Source organism: Streptomyces sp. JLYT201 (genome assembly GCF_059448825.1).
Map to the genome: position 1 here is coordinate 2,082,827 of NZ_CM182551.1, position 18,301 is coordinate 2,101,127.

The window sequence follows — 18,301 nt, forward strand, 5'->3', positions numbered from 1 at the left end:
GGTGATGATGACCGCGCCGACCTTCGGCGGCTGTGCCGGAGTGCTCACTTCAGCCTGCTCGAGGCGAGGATGGACACCAGGTGCAGCAGCGTCTGCAGGAGCGCGATCCCGGCCAGCACGGCGACGCCGAGGCGGGAGAAGAAGAGGTCGCCCCGGGCCGAGTCCACGATCGCCAGGACCAGGATCAGCAGGGACGCCTCGATGCCGAGGATCAGCCGGTGGAACTTGAGCGCGGCGGCGGCCTTGCGGGCGAGCGCCACGCCGGAGGCGCGCGGCACGGCGGCCGACTCCTGCACGGGCGGCAGCCCCTGCTGGTGCCGGGCGACGCCCACGAGGTCGGTCTCGGCCTTGATCAGGATGGCGCCGAGCGCGGCGAGGGTGCCGAGGAAGGCCCACAGCCAGTCGATGCGCCCCGAGCCCCACAGGTCGGCGGCGCGCAGGCCGAAGCCGACCAGGACCGCGGCGTCGCACAGATAGGCGCCGACCCGGTCCAGGTACACGCCGGACATCGAGTACTGCTTGCGCCAGCGGGCGATCTCGCCGTCGACGCAGTCGAGCAGCAGATAGAGCTGCACCGCGACGACGCCGAGCACGGCGCCCGTGATGCCCGGCACGAGGAGGGCCGGGGCCGCGAGCACGCCCGCGACGGTCATCAGGTAGGTCAGCTGATTGGGCGTGATCCTGGTGTTCACCAGGTACCGGTCGCAGCGCAGCGAGATCTCTCGCATGTACAGGCGTCCCGCCCAGTGCTCACCGCTGCGCCGGTCCTTCACCCCCGCGGGGTGAACGACGGGCCGGAGTTCAGCTACCGATGGCCTTGGCATAGTCGGCGTATGCGTCCTTGATCTGGTCGGTGTTCAGATTGAGGTGCTCGAGGATCGTGTAGCGGCCCGGCCGGGTCTGCGGCGCGTACTCCACGACCTGGACGAACTCGTCCACGGTGAAGCCGATCTCCTCCGGCAGGACCGGCAGGCCGTGGCGGCGCAGGACCTCGGCCATGAACGCCGCCTCGTCGCGGGCACCGCGCAGGTGCATCGCGAAGGCGGCGCCGAGGCCGCACTGCTCGCCGTGGCTCGCCGCGCGCTTCGGGAACAGCAGGTCGAAGGCGTGGTTGATCTCGTGGCAGGCGCCCGAGGCCGGGCGGGAGTCGCCCGAGACGGACATCGCGATGCCGGTGAGGACGAGGCCCTCGGCGAGCACCTGGAGGAAGCCGTCGTCGCCGACGCCGCCGGGGTGGCGCAGGACCGCCTCGCCGGCCTGGCGCGCCATCGCGGCGGCGAGGCCGTCGATGTCCTCGCCGCGCTCGCGGGCGGCGAGTTCCCAGTCCCGGATCGCGGAGATGTTGGACAGGGCGTCACCGATGCCGGAGCGCACGAAGCGGACCGGGGCCTCGCGGATGACGTCGAGGTCGATGACGACCGCGATCGGGTTCGGCACGCCGTACGAGCCGCGGCCCGCGTCGTTGTCGAGGGTCGCGACGGGCGAGCAGAGGCCGTCGTGCGACAGGTTCGTGGCGACGGCGACCAGCGGCAGGCCGACGCGCGCCGCGGCGAACTTGGCGCAGTCGATGATCTTGCCGCCGCCGAGGCCGACGACCGCGTCGTAGCGGCCCTTCTTCATGGCGTCGGCGAGCTTGATGGCGTCGTCGAGCGTGCCGCCGCCCACCTCGAACCACTCGGCACCCGGCAGCGACGGGGAGAGCCGCCCCCGCAGGACCGCGCCGGAGCCGCCGCTGATCGCGATGGCGAGCTTGCCGGTCGACGAGCAGATCCTCTGGTCGGCGAGGACACCGGCCAGGTCGTTCAACGCCCCCGGCCGGATGTCCACGACGACCGGCGAGGGGATGAGCCTCGTCAGTACTGGCACGCGATCTCACGTCCCTTGGCGAGGTCGTCGTGGTTGTCGATCTCGACCCACGAGACGTCGCCGATCGGCGCGACATCGATCTTGAAGCCGCGGTTGACGAGCTCCTGGTAGCCGTCCTCGTAGTAGAGGTCGGGGTCGCGCTCGAAGGTGGCCTTCAGGGCGTCGGCCAGCTCCTCGGCGGCCTCGCCCTCGATGAGGGTGACGCCGATGTACTCACCGGTGGCCGTCGCCGGGTCCATCAGCTTGGTGATCTTCTGGACGCCCTTCTCGGGGTCCACGATGACCTTCATCTCCTCGTCGGCGAGGTTCTTCACCGTGTCGAGGGCGAGGATGATCTTCTTGCCGTCGCCGCGGGCGGCGAGCAGCGTCTTCTCGACGGAGACCGGGTGCACGGTGTCGCCGTTGGCGAGGATCACGCTGTGCTTGAGGGCGTCACGGCCGCACCACAGGGAGTAGGCGTTGTTCCACTCCTCGGCCTTGTCGTTGTCGATGAGGGTGAGCTTGAGGTTGTACTTCGCCTCAAGGGCCTCCTTGCGGTCGTAGACGGCTTCCTTGCGGTAGCCGACGATGATCGCGACGTCGGTCAGGCCGATCTCGGCGAAGTTCTTCAGGGTGAGGTCGAGGACGGCCAGCTCATTCTCGGTACCCTCGCCCACCACGGGCACCAGCGCCTTGGGCAGCGTTTCGGTGTAGGGGCGCAGACGCCGGCCGGCGCCGGCGGCCAGGACGAGGCCGATCATGCGGGTTCTCCTTCATCGTGTACGGCGGGTGCGCCGCGGTTGTGCGCGGTCACCCAGAAGTGGATGCTCTCGACGAGCACCACGAGTGCCACGGCCACGGCGAGCGCCGTGAGCGCGACGGTGAAATCTGTGGTTGTCAGCAGGGCGGCGGCGACGGTGACCGCGAAGGTCCTGCCCTCGTGCCCGCCGATCACCCGCACCAGCCAGCGCGGCGGCGCGACGACACCGCGAATGCGGTACACGGTGTCGTAGTGATGGTAGGCGACCGCGGCCACCAGGCCGAAAGCCGCGGGAAGGGCTCCGTTCACGTCCGCTTTGGCCGCCAGCACCAGGACGGTGCCGTATTCGGCGGCGCGCAGGAAGGGCGGGACCAGCCAGTCGAGGGCGCCCTTGAGGGGCCGTGCGACGGCGAGGCCCGAGGTGATCACGTACCCGGCGGCGGCGATGACCGGCCAGGGGCTGCCGAAGGAGGTGAGGGCCGAGGTGACGACGACGGCCGCGCCGCCTGCCAGGGCGAGGGCCGGGGCCAGCCCCGGCAGGCCCCGGAGCGTGGCGAGCGCGCCCGCGAAGGGCCCGGTGTCGGCGAGGTCGGCCAGGGCCGTGGCGGCCCGGTCGGTGCGCCTGGCCTTGCGGGTCAGGGAGCGCAGGACGCGGCCCGCGGTGGTGTAGCAGGCGGCGAGGCCGCAGCCGATCAGGAGCACGACGAAGGTGACGCGCGGGGTGGTGAGCGCGGTCAGGACGGCGATCAGGGCCCAGCGCTCCCCGATGGGCAGGACGATCATCCGGCGCGCCCACACCGTCCAGCCGCGGCTGTCGAGCTTGTCCGAGAGCGCGGCGGTGGGGCTGGTGTTGGCGGTCGCGTCGTGGTTGGCCTCGTTGAACGAGAAGTCCACGACGTGGCGGCAGGTCTGCAGGATCATCGCGCCGAGCGCGAGGGCCCAGACGTCGTCACTGCCACCGCCGCGGGCCGCGCCGAGGGCGAGGCCCGCGTAGTACGCGTACTCCTTGGCCCGGTCGAAGGTCGCGTCCAGCCAGGCGCCGAGCGTGGAGTACTGCAGGGAGTAGCGCGCGAGCTGGCCGTCCGTGCAGTCCAGGACGAAGGAGAAGAGCAGCAGGAGACCGGCGGCGACGAAGCCGCCGCGGGTGCCGGTGGCCGCGCAGCCCGCCGCGATCAGGGCGACGAGCAGCGAGGCGGTGGTGACCTGGTTCGGGGTGAGGCCGCGCCGGGCGCACCAGCGCGCGAGGTAGCGGGAGTACGGGCTGATGCAGTACGTGGTGAAGAAGCCGTCCCGGGCCTTGACCGCGCTGCGCAGGCGTACGGCCTCGTCGTCGACGGCGGCGACGGCCTGGCGGGCGGTGTTGCGGGCCTCGGGGTCGGCGGGCACGGCCGCGACGAGGGTGCCGAGCTCGGGCCGGTACACGTCGACGGCGGCCGCTTCGAGGGCCTCGGCGAGCCGGTCGGGCACGGCGTCCGGCACCACCGTGACGGCTCCGGCGCCGCCCGCGCCGACGGCTGTGCGCAGCGCGTTCGTGAGCGCGCCGCGGGCCTCGGGCTTGACGGTGACGGCACCGGGCACGGCGGCCGCGGCGAAGCGCGGGTCGGTCAGGCCGAGGCGCAGGGCGTGGACGTGACCGACGAAGCGGGTGTCGACGACGGCGACGCGCTGGTCCGCGGGGACGGTCCGCACGAGCGTCTCGGCGTCGGCCGCGTCCCGGGCGGTCCGCACGTCGAAGCCCAGGGACCGCAGATCGCCTTCGAGGGGCGAGCCGGGCACCGGCTGGCCGGTGAGGATGGCGGTCGACAGGACGAACTCACTCCTTGACTCCCGCGCGCGGCGCGCGCGGGCACATGCGTGACGGGGGGGCGCCCTCGCCGGGATGCGGCCGGGCGGCATGTCGGCAGAGGCTATCGGATGCCGGGAAGCGGGCGTTCACCGCCCGTTCACGCCCCGATCAGCCCGATCTGCAGGGGTCGGCACGGGCTGCGCCGCCCTTGATCGCCGCGATCATCATCGTCGATGGCGGGCCGCGGCCACAAACCGCGTGGGACCGAACCACGCAAGCCCGCCTAAGGTGGACGCCCATGACATGGCTGATCACAGGCGGGGCGGGATATATCGGGGCACATGTGGCGCGGGTCATGGCCGCCGCCGGGGAGCGGGTGCTCGCTCTCGACGACGTGTCGTCCGGAGTGCCGGAGCGACTGCCCGCCGGCATTCCGCTCGTACGGGGCTCGTCGCTCGACGGCGCGCTCGTCGAGCGGGTGCTCGCGGAGCACGCGGTGACGGGTGTGGTGCATCTGGCGGCGCGCAAGCAGGTCGGCGAGTCCGTGGAGCAGCCGCTGCGTTACTACCGGGAGAACGTCGGGGGCCTGGTGACGCTCCTGGAGGCGGTCGCCGCGGCCGGGGTCGGGCGGTTCGTCTTCTCCTCGTCGGCCGCGGTGTACGGCGAGCCCCCGGCGGCCGGGCTGATCACCGAGGACACCCCGTGCGCGCCGGTCAGCCCCTACGGCGAGACGAAGCTGGCCGGGGAGTGGCTGGTCCGGGCCGCCGGGCGGGCCCACGGGATCACCACGACCTGTCTGCGGTACTTCAACGTGGCGGGGGCCGCGGCGCCCGAGCTCGCGGACACCGGGGTCTTCAACGTGGTCCCGATGGTCTTCGACCGGCTCACGCGCGGCGAGGCCCCACGCATCTTCGGCACCGACCACCCCACCCCGGACGGCACCTGCGTGCGCGACTACGTGCACGTGACCGACCTGGCCGGGGCGCACCTCGCGGCCGCCCGCAGGTCCGCCGCCCCCGGCACCGATCTGACGGTGAACATCGGCCGCGGCGAAGGCGTTTCCGTACGCGAACTTTTGACCGTCATCGGCGAGGTCACCGGGGACACGCGCGCGCCGGTGGTGGAGCCGCGCCGGGCGGGGGACGCCCCCAGCGCGGTGGCGGACGTCGGCCTCGCGGCGCGGGAGCTGGGCTTCAGGGCGGGGCTCGGGGTGCGCGAGATGGTGGCTTCGGCCTGGGCGGGCTGGTGTCTGCGCCATCCGGAGGCCGGGGGCGCCCGGTCTGTCTGACACGGGCCCTTTCCGTAGGCCCCTTCCCCGGACAGCTGACCGTTTCCGCAGGCCAGCGCATATGACAACGGTGTTCACGATCGCGTTGCCGGATACCCCCCACCCGTAGTTCACTGTGATCGTCGCCGCGGACGGCGATCCCACTACGGATCCGGGAGGACCACGCGATGGGGGCTGGACACGGCCACGCGCCGCCGGCGAACGGCACCGTGACGGCCGCGTACAAGGGGCGGCTGCGGATCGCGCTGTCCCTCACGGTCACCGTCATGGTGGTGGAGATCGTCGGCGGCCTCGTCGCGGATTCGCTCGCGCTGATCGCGGATGCGACGCACATGGCCACCGACGCCCTCGGGCTCGGCATGGCGCTGCTCGCGATCCACTTCGCGGGCCGCCCCGCGAGCGAGAGCCGCACCTTCGGCTACGCCCGCGCGGAGATCCTCGCCGCGCTCGCCAACTGTCTGCTCCTGCTCGGCGTCGGCGGCTATGTGCTGTACGAGGCGATCCAGCGGTTCGTCACGCCGTCGGAGACCGAGGGCGGTCTCACCATCGTCTTCGGCCTCATCGGCCTGGCGGCGAACCTCGTCTCGCTGCTCCTGCTGATGCGCGGCCAGAAGGACAGCCTCAATGTGCGCGGCGCCTTCCTGGAGGTCCTCGCGGACGCGCTCGGCTCGGTGGCGGTCCTGGTGTCCGCCGCCGTCATCCTGCTGACCGGCTGGCAGGCGGCCGACCCGATCGCCTCCCTCGTGATCGGCCTCATGATCGTGCCGCGCACCTGGAAGCTGCTGCGGGACACCCTGAACGTCCTGCTCGAAGCGGCCCCCAAGGGCGTGGACATGGCCGAGGTGCGGGCCCACATGCTGGCCCTGCCCGGTGTCGAGGACGTCCACGACCTGCACGCCTGGACCATCACCTCGGGCATGCCGGTGCTCTCCGCGCACGTCGTGGTGAGTCCCGAGACGCTCAGTGCGGTCGGCCACGAGAAGATGCTGCACGACCTCCAGGGCTGCCTGGGCGACCACTTCGACGTCGAGCACTGCACGTTCCAGCTGGAGCCGAGCGGTCACGCGGAGCACGAGCCGAAGCTCTGCCACTGACGGTGCCGCTCCCACCAGCGCGCGGGCGCCGGTAGTGCGGTGGTGCGCGCCTCCCTGAGCGCCGTGCGCGCCCCGGGTCGAGCATCCGGTCCTCGTCCTCGGCCAGCCCGACCGCTGCCCGCGGTTCGGCTTCGCTCCGGCGTCGCGGTACGGGATCAAGCCAAGTTTCGAGGTGCCGCACGAGGCGATGACGGCGCTGGTCCTCGACGGGCCCCGCGAACAGGCCGGTCGGGCGGGCGTCCCGCGCGGGACGATCAGCTGTCCGGCGGCGTTCGGCGTCTGATCGCGCCGTTCCCGCGCGCCCCGTTCGCAGCGTTGCGGACGGGACATGCGGGGCCCCCGGAGTGCCGGGCGCACCGGTGTCGTACGGCAGACTTGAGCTCCGAGACCGAAGCGAAGGATGGGTATGCCGATCACACCTGCCACCGCGGCGCACAGCTCGTCGAACGGCACCGAGGAGACAATCATGCTCGAGCTCGTCGACGAGGACGGCAGGACCATCGGCACGGCGGAGAAGCTGGCCGCGCACCAGGCACCCGGTCAGCTGCACCGGGCGTTCTCCGTCTTCCTCTTCGACGAGCAGGGCCGCCTGCTGCTCCAGCAGCGGGCGCTCGGCAAGTACCACTCCCCCGGCGTGTGGTCCAACACCTGCTGCGGCCATCCCTACCCCGGCGAGGCGCCGTTCGCGGCGGCGGCCCGGCGCACCTTCGAGGAACTCGGCGTCTCGCCGTCGCTGCTCGCCGAGGCGGGCACCGTGCGCTACAACCACCCGGATCCGGAGTCCGGCCTGGTGGAGCAGGAGTACAACCACCTGTTCGTCGGCATGGTGCAGGCCGAGCTGCGCCCCGACCCGTCCGAGGTGGGCGAGACGGTGTTCGTGACGGCCGGCGAGCTGGCCGAGCGGCACGCGAAGGGCCCGTTCTCCGCGTGGTTCATGACGGTCCTGGACGCGGCGCGGCCCGCCATCAAGGAGCTGACGGGCCCGGGCGCGGGCTGGTAGGGCGCCGCGCCCGCGCCGCTAGGCGCCGTTCGGCTTCAGGGGCAGGGCCGCCCAGATGACCTTGCCCCCGCTCGCCGTGTGCTCGACGTCGCAGGCGCCGCCCGCCTCGCGGGTGATCTCCCGCACCAGGAGCAGGCCGCGCCCGCCCGTCTGGCCGTGGTCGGCCACCAGGGCGGTCGGGCGGTAGGGGTGGTTGTCCTCGACGGACACCCGCACCCACTCGGCGCCGACCGCGACCTCCACGGCGAGCGTCGGCGACAGGAGCGCCGCGTGCCGCACCGCGTTGGTGACCAGCTCGGAGACGATCAACAGCAGGCCCTGCACCAGGTCGTCGGGGGCCGGTACGCCTTGGCGCGCGAGCAGGTCGCGCACCGCGTGCCGCGCCTGGGGCACGGACGCGTCGACGGCGGGCGCGGTGAACCGCCACACCCCTTCGTACGGCACGGGCCCGCTGCCCCGCGGGAGCGGGCCCGGCCCCCTCCCGTCGTTCCCCATCGCCCGGTCGCCGCCCTCGCGCTCGATTGTCACCACACGTCGAGTGTTGGGAACGCACTGGTCCGGACCGCACTACTGACCAGAAGTCAGCGAGTATCGACGGGATTTGACCGGGGCCGCATGGCGGCGTCAGTTGTGCGACTGGTCCTGCCCTTCTTGTGCTGCCTTCACAGGTTCTTCAGGTTGTACGGCTTCCCGGGTCCCGCTCCCGTCGGCGCCCACCCGGTCCGACACCAGGCTGATGATGCGCCGGGCGCCGACGCCCGTGGCGAGGAGGCCGAGGCCGTCGAAGAGCAGCGCGAGCGAGAAGAAGGTGCCGATGACGTACTGGCTGCTGCTCGGCCACCCGGCGAGCACGAGCACGCCGAGCAGGACGCCGAAGGCGCCTTGCAGCAGCGTCACCGCCATCTGCGGGCCGCGCACCACCAGGCTGCCCACCAGGCGGAACACACCGCCGGTGAGGAACAGCAGCGCCGCGAACATCGTCAGTGCCTCGGCGGCCACGTCCGGCCTGCGGATGACGACGAAGCCCGCCGCGAGGTTCAGCGCGGCGACCACCACGCCGAGCCAGAAGAAGCTGGTGCCCCGCGACTGCACCGCGTGCAACAGCGCCACGATGCCGCCGACGAGCAGCAGCCAGCCGAACAGGAGCATCGAGGTGAGCGTGGCGACACCGGCGTAGACCAGGCCGACGAGCCCGCCGACGGCCAGGACGGCGCCGAGCAGCGCCAGCCAGCCGAAGCTGCGGCTGAGGGACCGGGGGTCCGCGCCGCCGGTTCCCTCCGGGTCACCAGTCGTGTCGCGCGCCGTGGCGCGCGCCTTGTCGCGTCCGAACATGAGCGCCTCCGTCCGCTGTGCGAAGCCGCCCCTTCTTGATCGTACGTTCGTACGGTGCGGATAGCATCCGGCGCATGGAGCCGCAGCTGAGGCACGCCGTCGCGGACGGCGTCGCCACCGTCGTCATCGACCATCCGGCCAAACGCAACGCCATGACGGCGGACATGTGGCGCGCGCTGCCGCCGCTGCTCGACGCGCTGGCCGCCGACCCCGCGGTGCGCGCGCTCGTCCTCACCGGTGCGGGCGACACCTTCTGCGCGGGCGCCGACATCTCCTCGCTGCGCGCCGAACCCGGCCGCCCGCAGGAGCTCGCGGTCCTCGCCGAGGAGGCCCTGGCGGCCTTCGCGAAGCCGACGCTCGCGGCGGTGCGCGGGTACTGCGTGGGCGGCGGCTGCCAGCTCGCGGCGGCCTGCGACCTGCGGTTCGCGGACGAGGGCGCCTCCTTCGCGGTCACTCCCGCGAAGCTGGGCATCGTCTACCCGGCCTCGTCGACGCGGCGTCTGGCCACGCTGGTGGGCCCGGCCACGGCGAAGTACCTGCTGTTCTCGGGCGAGTCGATCGGCGCGGCGCGGGCGCTGCGGACGGGCCTGGTGGACGAGGTCCTGCCGGTCGGCGAACTGGACGCGCGCGTGAAGGAGTTCACGCGGGTCCTCGCCTCCCGCTCGCTCCTGACGCAGGCGGCGGCCAAGGAGTTCGCGGCGGGCCGCGCCGACCGGGACGCCCACTGGGCGGACCAGGCGCGCGGCAGCGGCGACACCGCCGAGGGCGTCGCCGCCTTCCTGGAGCGCAGGCAGCCGCGCTTCACCTGGACCGTGCCGGACGGCGCGGCTACGCCGGGGCGTCCTTGAACCGGCTCTGCTCGCGGAACATCGCGACGAGGTGGGCGGGCGCCTTCTTCGGCGACCCCGCGTCGTAGGGCGGCTGCGGGTCGTACTCGGTGATGAGCTGGACGGCCTGGGCGCGCTCGTCCCCGGCGATCCTGCCGACGAGCGCGAGGCCCATGTCGATGCCGGAGGAGACACCGGCGGCCGTCACGTACTTGCCGTCGAAGACGACCCGCTCCTCGGAGGGGGTGACGCCGAGCTTCGCCAGTTCGCCCAGGGCCAGCCAGTGGGAGGTCGCGGTGCGGCCTTCGAGGAGTCCGGCGGCGGCGAGCGCGAGGGAGCCGGTGCACACGGACGTCGTCCAGGTGCTGGTGGTGTCCGCGGTGCGCAGCCAGTCGAGGAGCGGTGCGTTGTCCATCTGGTCGCTCTGGCCGGGGCCGCCCGGCACGACGAGCACGTCCGGGCTCGGGACCTCGGCGAAGGTCTTGTCGGCGGCGAGGGCGAGCTGCCTGCTGTCGTCGCGCACCGGGCCCGTGCGCTCGGCCACGAAGACGACCTGGGCGTCCGGGATGCCGCTGAGCGTCTGGTAGGGGCCGATCGCGTCCAGGGCGGTGAAGCGCTCGTACAGGGCGATGGCTATCTGCATGGGGACTCCTGAAGGGTGATGGGGTGTGCCTCGGGCAGGGGTGCGTGGAAGCGGCGGCGGTACTCGGCGGGAGAGGTGCCGAGCGCCTTGAGGAAGGCGCGGCGCATCGCCTCCGGAGTGCCGTAGCCGCAGGCGCGGGAGACCTCCTCGACGCCGTGCGAGGTGTCTTCCAGGAGCCGGCGCGCGTGCTCGACGCGGACGCGGTCGACGTACTTGCCGGGCGTCGTGCCGGTCTCCGCCTGGAAGGCGCGGGCGAAGTGGCGCGGCGAGAGCCGGGCGCGCTCGGCCAGCCTCTCGACGCAGAGGTCGTCGTCGGGGTGTTCGGTGATCCACTGCTGGACCTCGCGCAGCGGCTCGCGGCGGGCGGTCTGCGCGGCGAGCTGGGCGCTGAACTGTGCCTGGTTGCCGGGCCTGCGCAGGAACACGACCAGGTGGCGGGCGATGGTGAGCGCCATGTCCCGGCCCAGGTCCTCCTCGACCAGGGCGAGCGCCAGGTCGATGCCCGCCGTGACGCCCGCCGAGGTCGCCACGTGTCCGTCGCGCACGTAAATGGGGTCGGGCTCCACGCGGACGGCCGGGTGGTCGCGGGCGAGCTTGTCGCAGTACGCCCAGTGGGTCGTCGCGCGGCGGCCGTCGAGCAGGCCCGCGCGGGCGAGCACGATCGCTCCGGTGCACACCGAGACGAGCCGCTGGGCGCGGGGGCCGTGGGTGCGCACCCAGTCGACCAGGTCCGGGCCGTCCGGGCGGGTGCCGATGCCGCCGGGCACGAGCAGGGTGTGCGGCGCGGGGGCGTCCGCGAGGGTGTGGTCCGGGACCAGGGTGAGGCCGCTGGACGTGCGCACGGGCGCGCCGTCCAGGGAGGCGGTGCACACCCGGTACGCGGGGTCGCCCGCGGGCCCGGTGGCCCCGCCGAAGACCTCCACGGGGCCGGTGACGTCGAGACTCTGTACGCCTTCGAAGAGGACGACCAGGACGGTTCGCTGCGCCATGCCCTCGATTCTTGGGGCAGCGCGGGGTGGCTGCAATGACGGGTGTCCCACCATTCCTGCCACGCGGGCCCGGCCGGTCCGCCGGGCACGGGGTGCCGCGGCCCCGCCCTTCACGTCATACCAACCAGTCGGTAGCGTACGGGCATGACCTCTCCCACGGCCTCTCCCACGGGCCCCACGGCCTCCTCCACGGGCCCGTCCGCGACCGGTGCGGCCCTCCACCCGCGCGCGGGACGGCGCTGTCACAGCGTGCTCAACGCCCTGCACGCCACCCACTACTTCTCCCCCGACCTCGGGCGGGAGCTGGGCGCCCTGGGGATCACCCACCCCAGGGCCGTCAACTTCGCCGCGCGCGCGGCGGCGATGGGCGCCGTCGGCGCCGGGACGGTGACGGCGGCCTTCTTCAACTACAAGCCGGAGGCCGTCGCCGCGCACGTCCCCGCGGTGTGGCGCACCGCCGCGCCCGAGGACGTCCTCGCGGCGCGGCTGCGGGCCGTCGACGCCACGCTGCGGCGGCTGCTCGGCGACGAGGCCGTCGCGTCACCGGAGATGGCCGAGGCCGCGGAGCTCGCGCTGCGCGCCACGGAGGCCTGCGTGCGCAGCGCGCGCCCGCTGTACGCGGCCCACGCCGACCTGCCGGTGCCCGACGCGCCGCACCTGGCGTACTGGCACGCCGCGACGCTGCTGCGCGAACACCGGGGCGACGGGCACCTGGCCGCCCTCCTGGACGCCGAACTCGACGCCGTGGAGGCCCTGGTGAGCCACACCGCCACCGGCAAGGGCATGACACCGGGGCGGAACCTGCGCACGCGCGGCTGGACCCAGGAGGACTGGGACGGGGCCGTGGAGCGGCTGCGGGAGCGCGGACTCCTGGACGCCGAAGGCGAGTTGACGCAGGCGGGCGTGGAGCTGCGGCAGACCGTCGAGGAGCGCACCGACCGTCTCGACCGGGCCCCGTACGCGCACCTGGGCGAGGCCGGGGTCGAGCGGCTCACCGAGCTGGGCGGCGCCTTCGCCGGGGCGGCGCTGGCCGCGGGGGCGTTCCCCGCGGACCTGTTCGGCAAGGCGTAGCGCCACCGGGCGGGCCCGGGGCCGGGGCATGGCACGCGATTTCCGCGGTACTCGTCCGGTCCCGGCCCGCCGACCGTCGCGGGCCGCGTGCCGAAAGGAGACCCACGTGTTCCGTGCGATCGCGGACGTGCTGCGACAGATCGGGGCCGCCATCGCGACGGTGGTGACGCTGCCGTTCCGGGCGCTGGCCCGGCTCTTCGGCGGAGCCTCTCGTTCCGGGCGCCGCGGCGCCGGGCGCACGCGAGGATCAGGGCGGACCCGCCGGGTCTGACTGCCCCGCTGTCCGTGCCACCTGCCACAATTGCCGGGCAACCTCAGTGAGAAGGCGGTACCGGAACGTGGCACCTTTGCAGACGTCCACTCCAGCGTCCATCGAAAGCAGGATCGCCGAGGAACTCGGCGTGCGGGAGCGGCAGGTCAAGGCCGCCGTCGACCTGCTCGACGGCGGGTCGACGGTGCCCTTCATCGCGCGCTACCGCAAGGAGGCGACCGAGTCGCTCGACGACGCGCAGCTGCGCACGCTCGAGGAGCGCCTGCGCTATCTGCGCGAGCTGGAGGAGCGGCGCGCCGCCATCCTCGAATCGGTGCGCGAGCAGGGCAAGCTCACCGACGACCTGGAGGCGCGCATCCGCGAGGCCGACACCAAGGCCCGCCTCGAGGACATCTATCTGCCGTACAAGCCCAAGCGGCGCACCAAGGCGCAGATCGCCCGCGAGGCGGGTCTGGAGCCGCTGGCCGAGGGCCTGCTCGGGGACCCGGGCGTGGAGCCGCTCGCGGCCGCCGCCGCGTTCGTCGACGCCGACAAGGGCGTCGCGGACGCGCAGGCCGCGCTCGACGGCGCCCGGGCCATCCTCACGGAGCGGTTCTCCGAGGACGCCGACCTGATCGGCGAGCTGCGCGAGCGCATGTGGGTGCGCGGGCGGCTCGCCGCCAAGGTGCGCGAGGGCAAGGAGGAGGCGGGCGCGAAGTTCGCCGACTACTTCGACTTCGCCGAGCCGTTCACGGAGCTGCCCTCGCACCGGATCCTCGCCCTGCTGCGCGGCGAGAAGGAAGACGTCCTGGACCTCGTCCTGGAGCCGGAGGAGGCCACGGAAGGCCCGAGCTCGTTCGAAGGCACGGTGGCCCAGCGCTTCGGCATCGCCGACCGCGGCCGCCCCGGCGACAAGTGGCTGACGGACACGGTCCGCTGGGCCTGGCGCACCCGCATCCTGGTGCACCTGGGCATCGACCTGCGGCTGCGGCTGCGCACCGCGGCCGAGGACGAGGCCGTGCGCGTCTTCGCGTCGAACCTGCGCGACCTGCTGCTCGCCGCCCCCGCGGGCACGCGCGCGACGCTCGGCCTCGACCCGGGTTTCCGTACGGGTGTGAAGGTCGCCGTCGTGGACGCGACCGGCAAGGTCGTGGCGACCGACACGATCTACCCGCACGTGCCGGCGAACAAGTGGGACGAGTCCCTCGCCAAGCTCGCACGGCTCGCCCAGGAGCACGCGGTCGAGCTGATCGCGATCGGCAACGGCACGGCCTCGCGCGAGACCGACAAGCTCGCGGCCGACCTGATCGGCAGGCACCCCGAGCTGAAGCTCACCAAGGTGATGGTCTCCGAGGCGGGCGCCTCGGTGTACTCCGCCTCCGCCTTCGCCTCCCAGGAGCTGCCCGACCTGGACGTGTCGCTGCGCGGCGCCGTCTCGATCGCGCGCCGCCTCCAGGACCCGCTCGCCGAGCTGGTGAAGATCGACCCGAAGTCCATCGGCGTCGGCCAGTACCAGCACGACCTGTCCGAGGTGAAGCTCTCCCGCTCCCTCGACGCGGTCGTCGAGGACTGTGTGAACGGCGTGGGCGTGGACGTCAACACGGCCTCCGCCCCGCTGCTCGCCCGCGTCTCCGGCATCGGCTCCGGCCTCGCCGAGAACATCGTGGCGCACCGCGACGCGAACGGCCCCTTCCGCAACCGCAAGGCCCTCAAGGACGTCGCGCGCCTCGGCCCGAAGGCGTACGAGCAGTGCGCGGGCTTCCTGCGCATCCGCGGCGGCGACGACCCGCTGGACGCCTCCAGCGTGCACCCCGAGGCGTACCCGGTGGTGCGGCGGATGGTGAAGGAGGCGGGCGTCGACGTGCCGTCCCTCATCGGCAGCACGGCGACGCTGCGCGCCCTGAAGCCCGCCGCCTTCGTGGACGACGTCTTCGGCCTGCCGACCGTCACGGACATCCTCAAGGAGCTGGAGAAGCCCGGTCGCGACCCGCGGCCCGCCTTCAAGACCGCCACGTTCAAGGAGGGCGTCGAGAAGATCGGCGACCTGACGTCGGGGATGGTGCTCGAGGGCGTGGTCACGAACGTCGCGGCGTTCGGCGCGTTCGTCGACGTCGGTGTCCACCAGGACGGCCTGGTGCACGTCTCCGCGATGTCCAAGACCTTCGTCAAGGACCCGCGGGACGTGGTGAAGCCGGGCGACATCGTGAAGGTGAAGGTCCTGGACGTCGACGTGCCGCGCAAGCGGATCTCGCTGACGCTGCGTCTGGACGACGAGGCCGCCAAGGGCTCCGCCCCGGGTGAGGGCCGCAGGGAGCGCGGCGGGCGGCCGCCGCAGCAGCGCCAGCAGCAGGGCCGCGGGGGCCAGCAGAACCGGGGCAACCGTGCCGCCAAGGGCGGGGGGCAGCGGCAGGGGCCGCCCCCTGCCAACGACGCCATGGCGGAGGCTCTGCGCCGCGCCGGTCTGGTCGACCCCAAGCGGCGTTGAGCGCTCCACCGGGGCTGCCGCGCCAGGCCGTCGGGCGGGTGCGGACTCGTTCCGGCTGAGCGCGCAGTTCCCCGCGCCCCTGAGGGGGCACCCCAGTACGGGGCGCCCCCTTGGGGAGGTCAGGGGGACCGTTCGGTCACCTTGCCGTCCGCCACCTCCAGGCGGCGGGTGACGTGCACGGCGTCGAGCATGCGGCGGTCGTGCGTGACGAGCAGCAGCGTGCCCGCGTAGGAGTCGAGAGCGGACTCCAGCTGTTCGATGGCGGGCAGGTCGAGGTGGTTCGTCGGCTCGTCGAGGACCAGCAGGTTCACGCCCCGGCCCTGGAGCAGCGCGAGCGCGGCGCGGGTGCGCTCGCCCGGGGAGAGCGTCGCCGCGGAGCGCAGCACGTGCTCGGCCTTCAGGCCGAACTTGGCGAGGAGCGTGCGGATCTCGGCCGGTTCGGTGTCGGGCACGGCCGCGCGGAAGGCGTCGAGCAGCGTCTCCTCGCCGTGGAAGAGGGCCCGCGCCTGGTCGACCTCGCCCACCACGACGCCCGAGCCGAGCGCGGCGTGCCCCTCGTCCACGGGGGTGCGGCCGAGCAGGGCGCGCAGCAGCGTCGTCTTGCCCGAGCCGTTCGCGCCGGTGATGGCGACGCGATCGGCCCAGTCGAGCTGGAGGTGCACCGGGCCGAGCGTGAAGGGGCCGCGGCGCACCACCGCGTCGCGCAGGGTGGCGACCACGGCGCCCGAGCGCGGGGCCGCGGCGATCTCCATGCGCAGCTCCCACTCCTTGCGCGGCTCCTCGACGACGTCGAGCCGCTCCAGCATCCGCTGCGTCTGGCGGGCCTTCGCGGCCTGCTTCTCACTGGCCTCGCTGCGGAACTTGCGGCCCAGCTTGTCGCTGTCGGTGGCCTTGCGGCGGGCGTTCTTCACACCCTTGTCCATCCAGGTCCGCTGCATCTGGGCCCGGTCCTGGAGGGCGGCCTTCTTGTCGGCGTACTCCTCGTAGTCCTCGCGGGCGTGGCGGCGGGCGACCTCGCGCTCCTCCAGATAGGCGTCGTAACCGCCGCCGTAGAGGTTGATCTGCTGCTGCGCCAGGTCGAGTTCGAGGACCTTGGTGACCGTGCGGGACAGGAACTCGCGGTCGTGGCTGACGACCACGGTGCCCGCGCGCAGACCGCGCACGAACTCCTCCAGGCGCTCCAGGCCCGCGAGGTCCAGGTCGTTGGTGGGCTCGTCGAGGAGGAAGACGTCGTAGCGGGAGAGCAGCAGCGAGGCCAGGCCCGCGCGGGCGGCCTGGCCGCCGGACAGCGACGTCATCTCCTGGTCGAGGTCCACGCCGAGGCCGAGGGACCGGGCGACGTCCTCGGCGCGCTCGTCCAGGTCGGCGCCGCCGAGGGCCAGCCAGCGCTCCAGGCTCGCCGCGTAGGCGTCGTCGGCGCCGGGCGTGCCCGCGACGAGCCCCTCGGTGGCCTCGTCCATGGCCTGCTGGGCGGCGGTGACGCCGGTGCGGCGGGAGAGGAACGCGCGGATCGTCTCGCCGGGGCGACGGTCCGGCTCCTGCGGCAGGTGTCCGACGATCGCCGTCGGCGGCGACAGGCTGATCCGGCCGGACTCCGGGGCGTCGACGCCCGCGAGCAGGCGCAGCAGGGTGGACTTGCCGGCGCCGTTCGCGCCGACGAGGCCGATGACGTCGCCGGGGGCGACGACGAGGTCGAGTCCCTCGAAGAGGGAGCGGTCGCCGTGGCCGGCGGCGAGTTGCTTGGCGACGAGGGTTCCATTCATCAGGGGTCGAGCCTAACCGCTGCCCCGGGGTGCCCCGGGTGCCCGCCGTCGTGGGGCCGTGCCCCGGCCCGTTCCGCCCCTGGCCGGGCCCGCTGCCTCCCGGCGGGGACGGCGACGGGGGCGGTCAGCCCGTGGCGGCGGCCGCCACCAGGACCGCGTCGGAGCTGCGCGCCACCACGTACGGCGCCCCGCCCGGGAGGGCCACCCGGTGCTCCCCGGGCTCCAGGACCTCGTCGAACACCTCGTGGACGCGGGCCCGGCGCAGCCGCCCCACCCGGTAGGCCGTGAGCCGCACCCGGCACGGCGACGTGACCTCGGTGACCACCTCGCTGTCGGTGACCGCGAGCCGCGCAAGACGCCGCGCCGCGGGCCCCGGGTCCAGGGCGTACTCGATCTGCGCCACGAGCAGCGGCACGATCGGCGCGAGCCCGTCGACGTACGCGACGTCGACCCCGGCCCGCTCGAACGCCTCGCGCACGGAGCCCCGCACCGCCTCGGGCACGGCCTGCCCGAAGGCCACGGCCCCGTACGTGCGCAGCTCCTCCGCCGGTACGCCCGCCGCGTCCGCGGCGATCTCCGCGCCGATGCCGATGGTGCGCAGGGCCGCCGCGAGCTTCGCGAGCAGCGCGACGCGCGCCCCGACGAGGAGCACCCGGCGCCGCACGGCACCCGGGTCGTCGCCGGTGAGCAGGCGGCCGAGCTGCTCGCGGTACTCCCCGCCGTGGAAGCGGAACGGGCCTATGCCGCGGTAGCCGTTCAGCTCCAGGTCGGCGTGGTCGGAGGTCTGCCAGGCGAAGTCCCGCCACACGTAGTCGTCGTCGGCGCGCTCGATGACGGCCGTGACCGCGCCGCACTCCAGGCCCTCGCACTCGGGACAGCCGTAGATGACGTACCGGCCGTCGAGCAGCGGCGGGTCCGCCTCCAGGAGGAGCCTGCGCACATGCGTGGTGAAGATCGCCGGGGGGATGTCGGACGCGAGCGGGGAGACGGCGTCGAGGTCGGCGAGCTGGAACAGCAGCGGGCGGCCGTTCACCACGAAGTCGACGAAGTCGCGGTGCACTTGGTAGGCACCGCTCGCGAGAACTCCACCGGCGCGCATCGCCGGGGCCAGGCCGAAGGTCGCGTACTCGGCAAGCATGGTGTGAGTATCCCCACCCGTGGGGGCGTC

17 protein-coding genes are annotated in these 18,301 nt (G+C 73.4%); 7 read left to right on the forward strand and 10 right to left on the reverse strand.

Going from position 1 to position 18,301, the window contains the following annotated elements:
• Positions 1–44: 44 nt before the first annotated feature.
• Genes AC5WAM_RS08155 through AC5WAM_RS08170 form a run of 4 tightly spaced genes read right to left on the reverse strand, consistent with a single transcriptional unit; the run spans position 45 to position 4,411 of the window.
• The gene (locus tag AC5WAM_RS08155) at positions 45–824 is read right to left on the reverse strand and encodes a CDP-alcohol phosphatidyltransferase family protein (protein WP_138962773.1); all 780 of its coding nucleotides are present in this window, start codon (positions 822–824) and stop codon (positions 45–47) included.
• Positions 802–1,866 carry an iron-containing alcohol dehydrogenase family protein gene (locus AC5WAM_RS08160; RefSeq protein WP_366793296.1) on the reverse strand — a complete coding sequence of 355 codons (1,065 nt, stop codon included), beginning with the start codon at positions 1,864–1,866 and terminating at the stop codon, positions 802–804. The genes AC5WAM_RS08155 and AC5WAM_RS08160 overlap by 23 nt, the downstream gene beginning before the upstream one ends.
• Positions 1,854–2,606 carry a phosphocholine cytidylyltransferase family protein gene (locus AC5WAM_RS08165; protein ID WP_366793297.1) on the reverse strand — a complete coding sequence of 251 codons (753 nt, stop codon included), beginning with the start codon at positions 2,604–2,606 and terminating at the stop codon, positions 1,854–1,856. Before AC5WAM_RS08165 ends, AC5WAM_RS08160 begins: the two co-directional genes overlap by 13 nt.
• The gene (locus AC5WAM_RS08170) at positions 2,603–4,411 is read right to left on the reverse strand and encodes a DUF5941 domain-containing protein (protein WP_495523530.1); all 1,809 of its coding nucleotides are present in this window, start codon (positions 4,409–4,411) and stop codon (positions 2,603–2,605) included. The genes AC5WAM_RS08165 and AC5WAM_RS08170 overlap by 4 nt, the downstream gene beginning before the upstream one ends.
• 278 nt (positions 4,412–4,689) lie before the next feature.
• Here AC5WAM_RS08170 and galE point away from each other — a divergent pair, with 278 nt between their 5' ends.
• The 3 genes from galE to idi all read left to right on the forward strand — a co-directional run bounded on the left by galE (position 4,690) and on the right by idi (position 7,773).
• Positions 4,690–5,679, forward strand: coding sequence for a UDP-glucose 4-epimerase GalE (gene galE, locus AC5WAM_RS08175; protein ID WP_495522129.1), 990 nt, complete (start codon positions 4,690–4,692; stop codon positions 5,677–5,679).
• A 167-nt stretch (positions 5,680–5,846) separates the two neighbouring features.
• Positions 5,847–6,773 carry a cation diffusion facilitator family transporter gene (locus tag AC5WAM_RS08180; RefSeq protein WP_495522130.1) on the forward strand — a complete coding sequence of 309 codons (927 nt, stop codon included), beginning with the start codon at positions 5,847–5,849 and terminating at the stop codon, positions 6,771–6,773.
• A gap of 406 nt (positions 6,774–7,179) precedes the next feature.
• Entirely contained in the window at positions 7,180–7,773 is a 594-nt protein-coding gene (gene idi, locus AC5WAM_RS08185) for an isopentenyl-diphosphate Delta-isomerase (RefSeq protein ID WP_366793300.1), read from the forward strand.
• 18 nt (positions 7,774–7,791) lie between these two features.
• Here the strand turns inward: idi and AC5WAM_RS08190 are convergent, their stop codons facing one another.
• Both AC5WAM_RS08190 and AC5WAM_RS08195 read right to left on the reverse strand, forming a co-directional pair.
• Positions 7,792–8,304 carry an ATP-binding protein gene (locus tag AC5WAM_RS08190; protein ID WP_242726358.1) on the reverse strand — a complete coding sequence of 171 codons (513 nt, stop codon included), beginning with the start codon at positions 8,302–8,304 and terminating at the stop codon, positions 7,792–7,794.
• Between the two features lie 93 nt (positions 8,305–8,397).
• Positions 8,398–9,105: an HdeD family acid-resistance protein gene (locus AC5WAM_RS08195; protein ID WP_495522131.1), complete on the reverse strand. Its 708-nt coding sequence runs from the start codon at positions 9,103–9,105 to the stop codon at positions 8,398–8,400.
• 74 nt (positions 9,106–9,179) lie between these two features.
• Here AC5WAM_RS08195 and AC5WAM_RS08200 point away from each other — a divergent pair, with 74 nt between their 5' ends.
• Positions 9,180–9,953 carry an enoyl-CoA hydratase/isomerase family protein gene (locus AC5WAM_RS08200; protein ID WP_495522132.1) on the forward strand — a complete coding sequence of 258 codons (774 nt, stop codon included), beginning with the start codon at positions 9,180–9,182 and terminating at the stop codon, positions 9,951–9,953.
• On the opposite strand, the gene AC5WAM_RS08205 is transcribed toward AC5WAM_RS08200, so the two are convergent.
• Both AC5WAM_RS08205 and AC5WAM_RS08210 read right to left on the reverse strand, forming a co-directional pair.
• Positions 9,934–10,575 (reverse strand): DJ-1/PfpI family protein, encoded by a 642-nt coding sequence (locus tag AC5WAM_RS08205; protein WP_366793304.1) that lies wholly within the window; start codon positions 10,573–10,575, stop codon positions 9,934–9,936. The two genes, AC5WAM_RS08200 and AC5WAM_RS08205, sit on opposite strands and share 20 nt — an antisense overlap.
• A complete protein-coding gene (locus AC5WAM_RS08210) occupies positions 10,566–11,564 on the reverse strand; it encodes a GlxA family transcriptional regulator (protein WP_495522133.1) in 999 nt (332 codons plus the stop codon). The genes AC5WAM_RS08205 and AC5WAM_RS08210 overlap by 10 nt, the downstream gene beginning before the upstream one ends.
• A gap of 144 nt (positions 11,565–11,708) precedes the next feature.
• Between AC5WAM_RS08210 and AC5WAM_RS08215 the strand changes: the two genes are divergently transcribed.
• The 3 genes from AC5WAM_RS08215 (at position 11,709) to AC5WAM_RS08225 (ending at position 15,370) form a co-directional block, all read left to right on the forward strand.
• Positions 11,709–12,635 (forward strand): SCO6745 family protein, encoded by a 927-nt coding sequence (locus AC5WAM_RS08215; protein ID WP_495522134.1) that lies wholly within the window; start codon positions 11,709–11,711, stop codon positions 12,633–12,635.
• A 106-nt stretch (positions 12,636–12,741) separates the two neighbouring features.
• Positions 12,742–12,906 (forward strand): LPFR motif small protein, encoded by a 165-nt coding sequence (locus AC5WAM_RS08220; RefSeq protein ID WP_495522135.1) that lies wholly within the window; start codon positions 12,742–12,744, stop codon positions 12,904–12,906.
• A 67-nt stretch (positions 12,907–12,973) separates the two neighbouring features.
• The gene (locus AC5WAM_RS08225; protein ID WP_495522136.1) at positions 12,974–15,370 is read left to right on the forward strand and encodes a Tex family protein; all 2,397 of its coding nucleotides are present in this window, start codon (positions 12,974–12,976) and stop codon (positions 15,368–15,370) included.
• 119 nt (positions 15,371–15,489) lie between these two features.
• Here the strand turns inward: AC5WAM_RS08225 and AC5WAM_RS08230 are convergent, their stop codons facing one another.
• Together AC5WAM_RS08230 and AC5WAM_RS08235 are read right to left on the reverse strand one after the other, a co-directional pair.
• Positions 15,490–17,133 (reverse strand): ABC-F family ATP-binding cassette domain-containing protein, encoded by a 1,644-nt coding sequence (locus tag AC5WAM_RS08230; protein WP_366793309.1) that lies wholly within the window; start codon positions 17,131–17,133, stop codon positions 15,490–15,492.
• 124 nt (positions 17,134–17,257) lie between these two features.
• Positions 17,258–18,271 (reverse strand): oxidoreductase, encoded by a 1,014-nt coding sequence (locus AC5WAM_RS08235; RefSeq protein ID WP_495522137.1) that lies wholly within the window; start codon positions 18,269–18,271, stop codon positions 17,258–17,260.
• Positions 18,272–18,301 lie beyond the last annotated feature (30 nt).

Coding starts and splice junctions, on each gene's coding strand:
- AC5WAM_RS08155 (WP_138962773.1), bottom strand. CDS start 824: ATGCCAAGGCCATCGGTAGCTGAACTCCGGCCCGTCGTTCACCCCGCG.
- AC5WAM_RS08165 (WP_366793297.1), bottom strand. CDS start 2,606: ATGATCGGCCTCGTCCTGGCCGCCGGCGCCGGCCGGCGTCTGCGCCCC.
- galE (WP_495522129.1), top strand. CDS start 4,690: ATGACATGGCTGATCACAGGCGGGGCGGGATATATCGGGGCACATGTG.
- AC5WAM_RS08180 (WP_495522130.1), top strand. CDS start 5,847: ATGGGGGCTGGACACGGCCACGCGCCGCCGGCGAACGGCACCGTGACG.
- idi (WP_366793300.1), top strand. CDS start 7,180: ATGCCGATCACACCTGCCACCGCGGCGCACAGCTCGTCGAACGGCACC.
- AC5WAM_RS08195 (WP_495522131.1), bottom strand. CDS start 9,105: ATGTTCGGACGCGACAAGGCGCGCGCCACGGCGCGCGACACGACTGGT.
- AC5WAM_RS08200 (WP_495522132.1), top strand. CDS start 9,180: ATGGAGCCGCAGCTGAGGCACGCCGTCGCGGACGGCGTCGCCACCGTC.
- AC5WAM_RS08205 (WP_366793304.1), bottom strand. CDS start 10,575: ATGCAGATAGCCATCGCCCTGTACGAGCGCTTCACCGCCCTGGACGCG.
- AC5WAM_RS08210 (WP_495522133.1), bottom strand. CDS start 11,564: ATGGCGCAGCGAACCGTCCTGGTCGTCCTCTTCGAAGGCGTACAGAGT.
- AC5WAM_RS08215 (WP_495522134.1), top strand. CDS start 11,709: ATGACCTCTCCCACGGCCTCTCCCACGGGCCCCACGGCCTCCTCCACG.
- AC5WAM_RS08230 (WP_366793309.1), bottom strand. CDS start 17,133: ATGAATGGAACCCTCGTCGCCAAGCAACTCGCCGCCGGCCACGGCGAC.
- AC5WAM_RS08235 (WP_495522137.1), bottom strand. CDS start 18,271: ATGCTTGCCGAGTACGCGACCTTCGGCCTGGCCCCGGCGATGCGCGCC.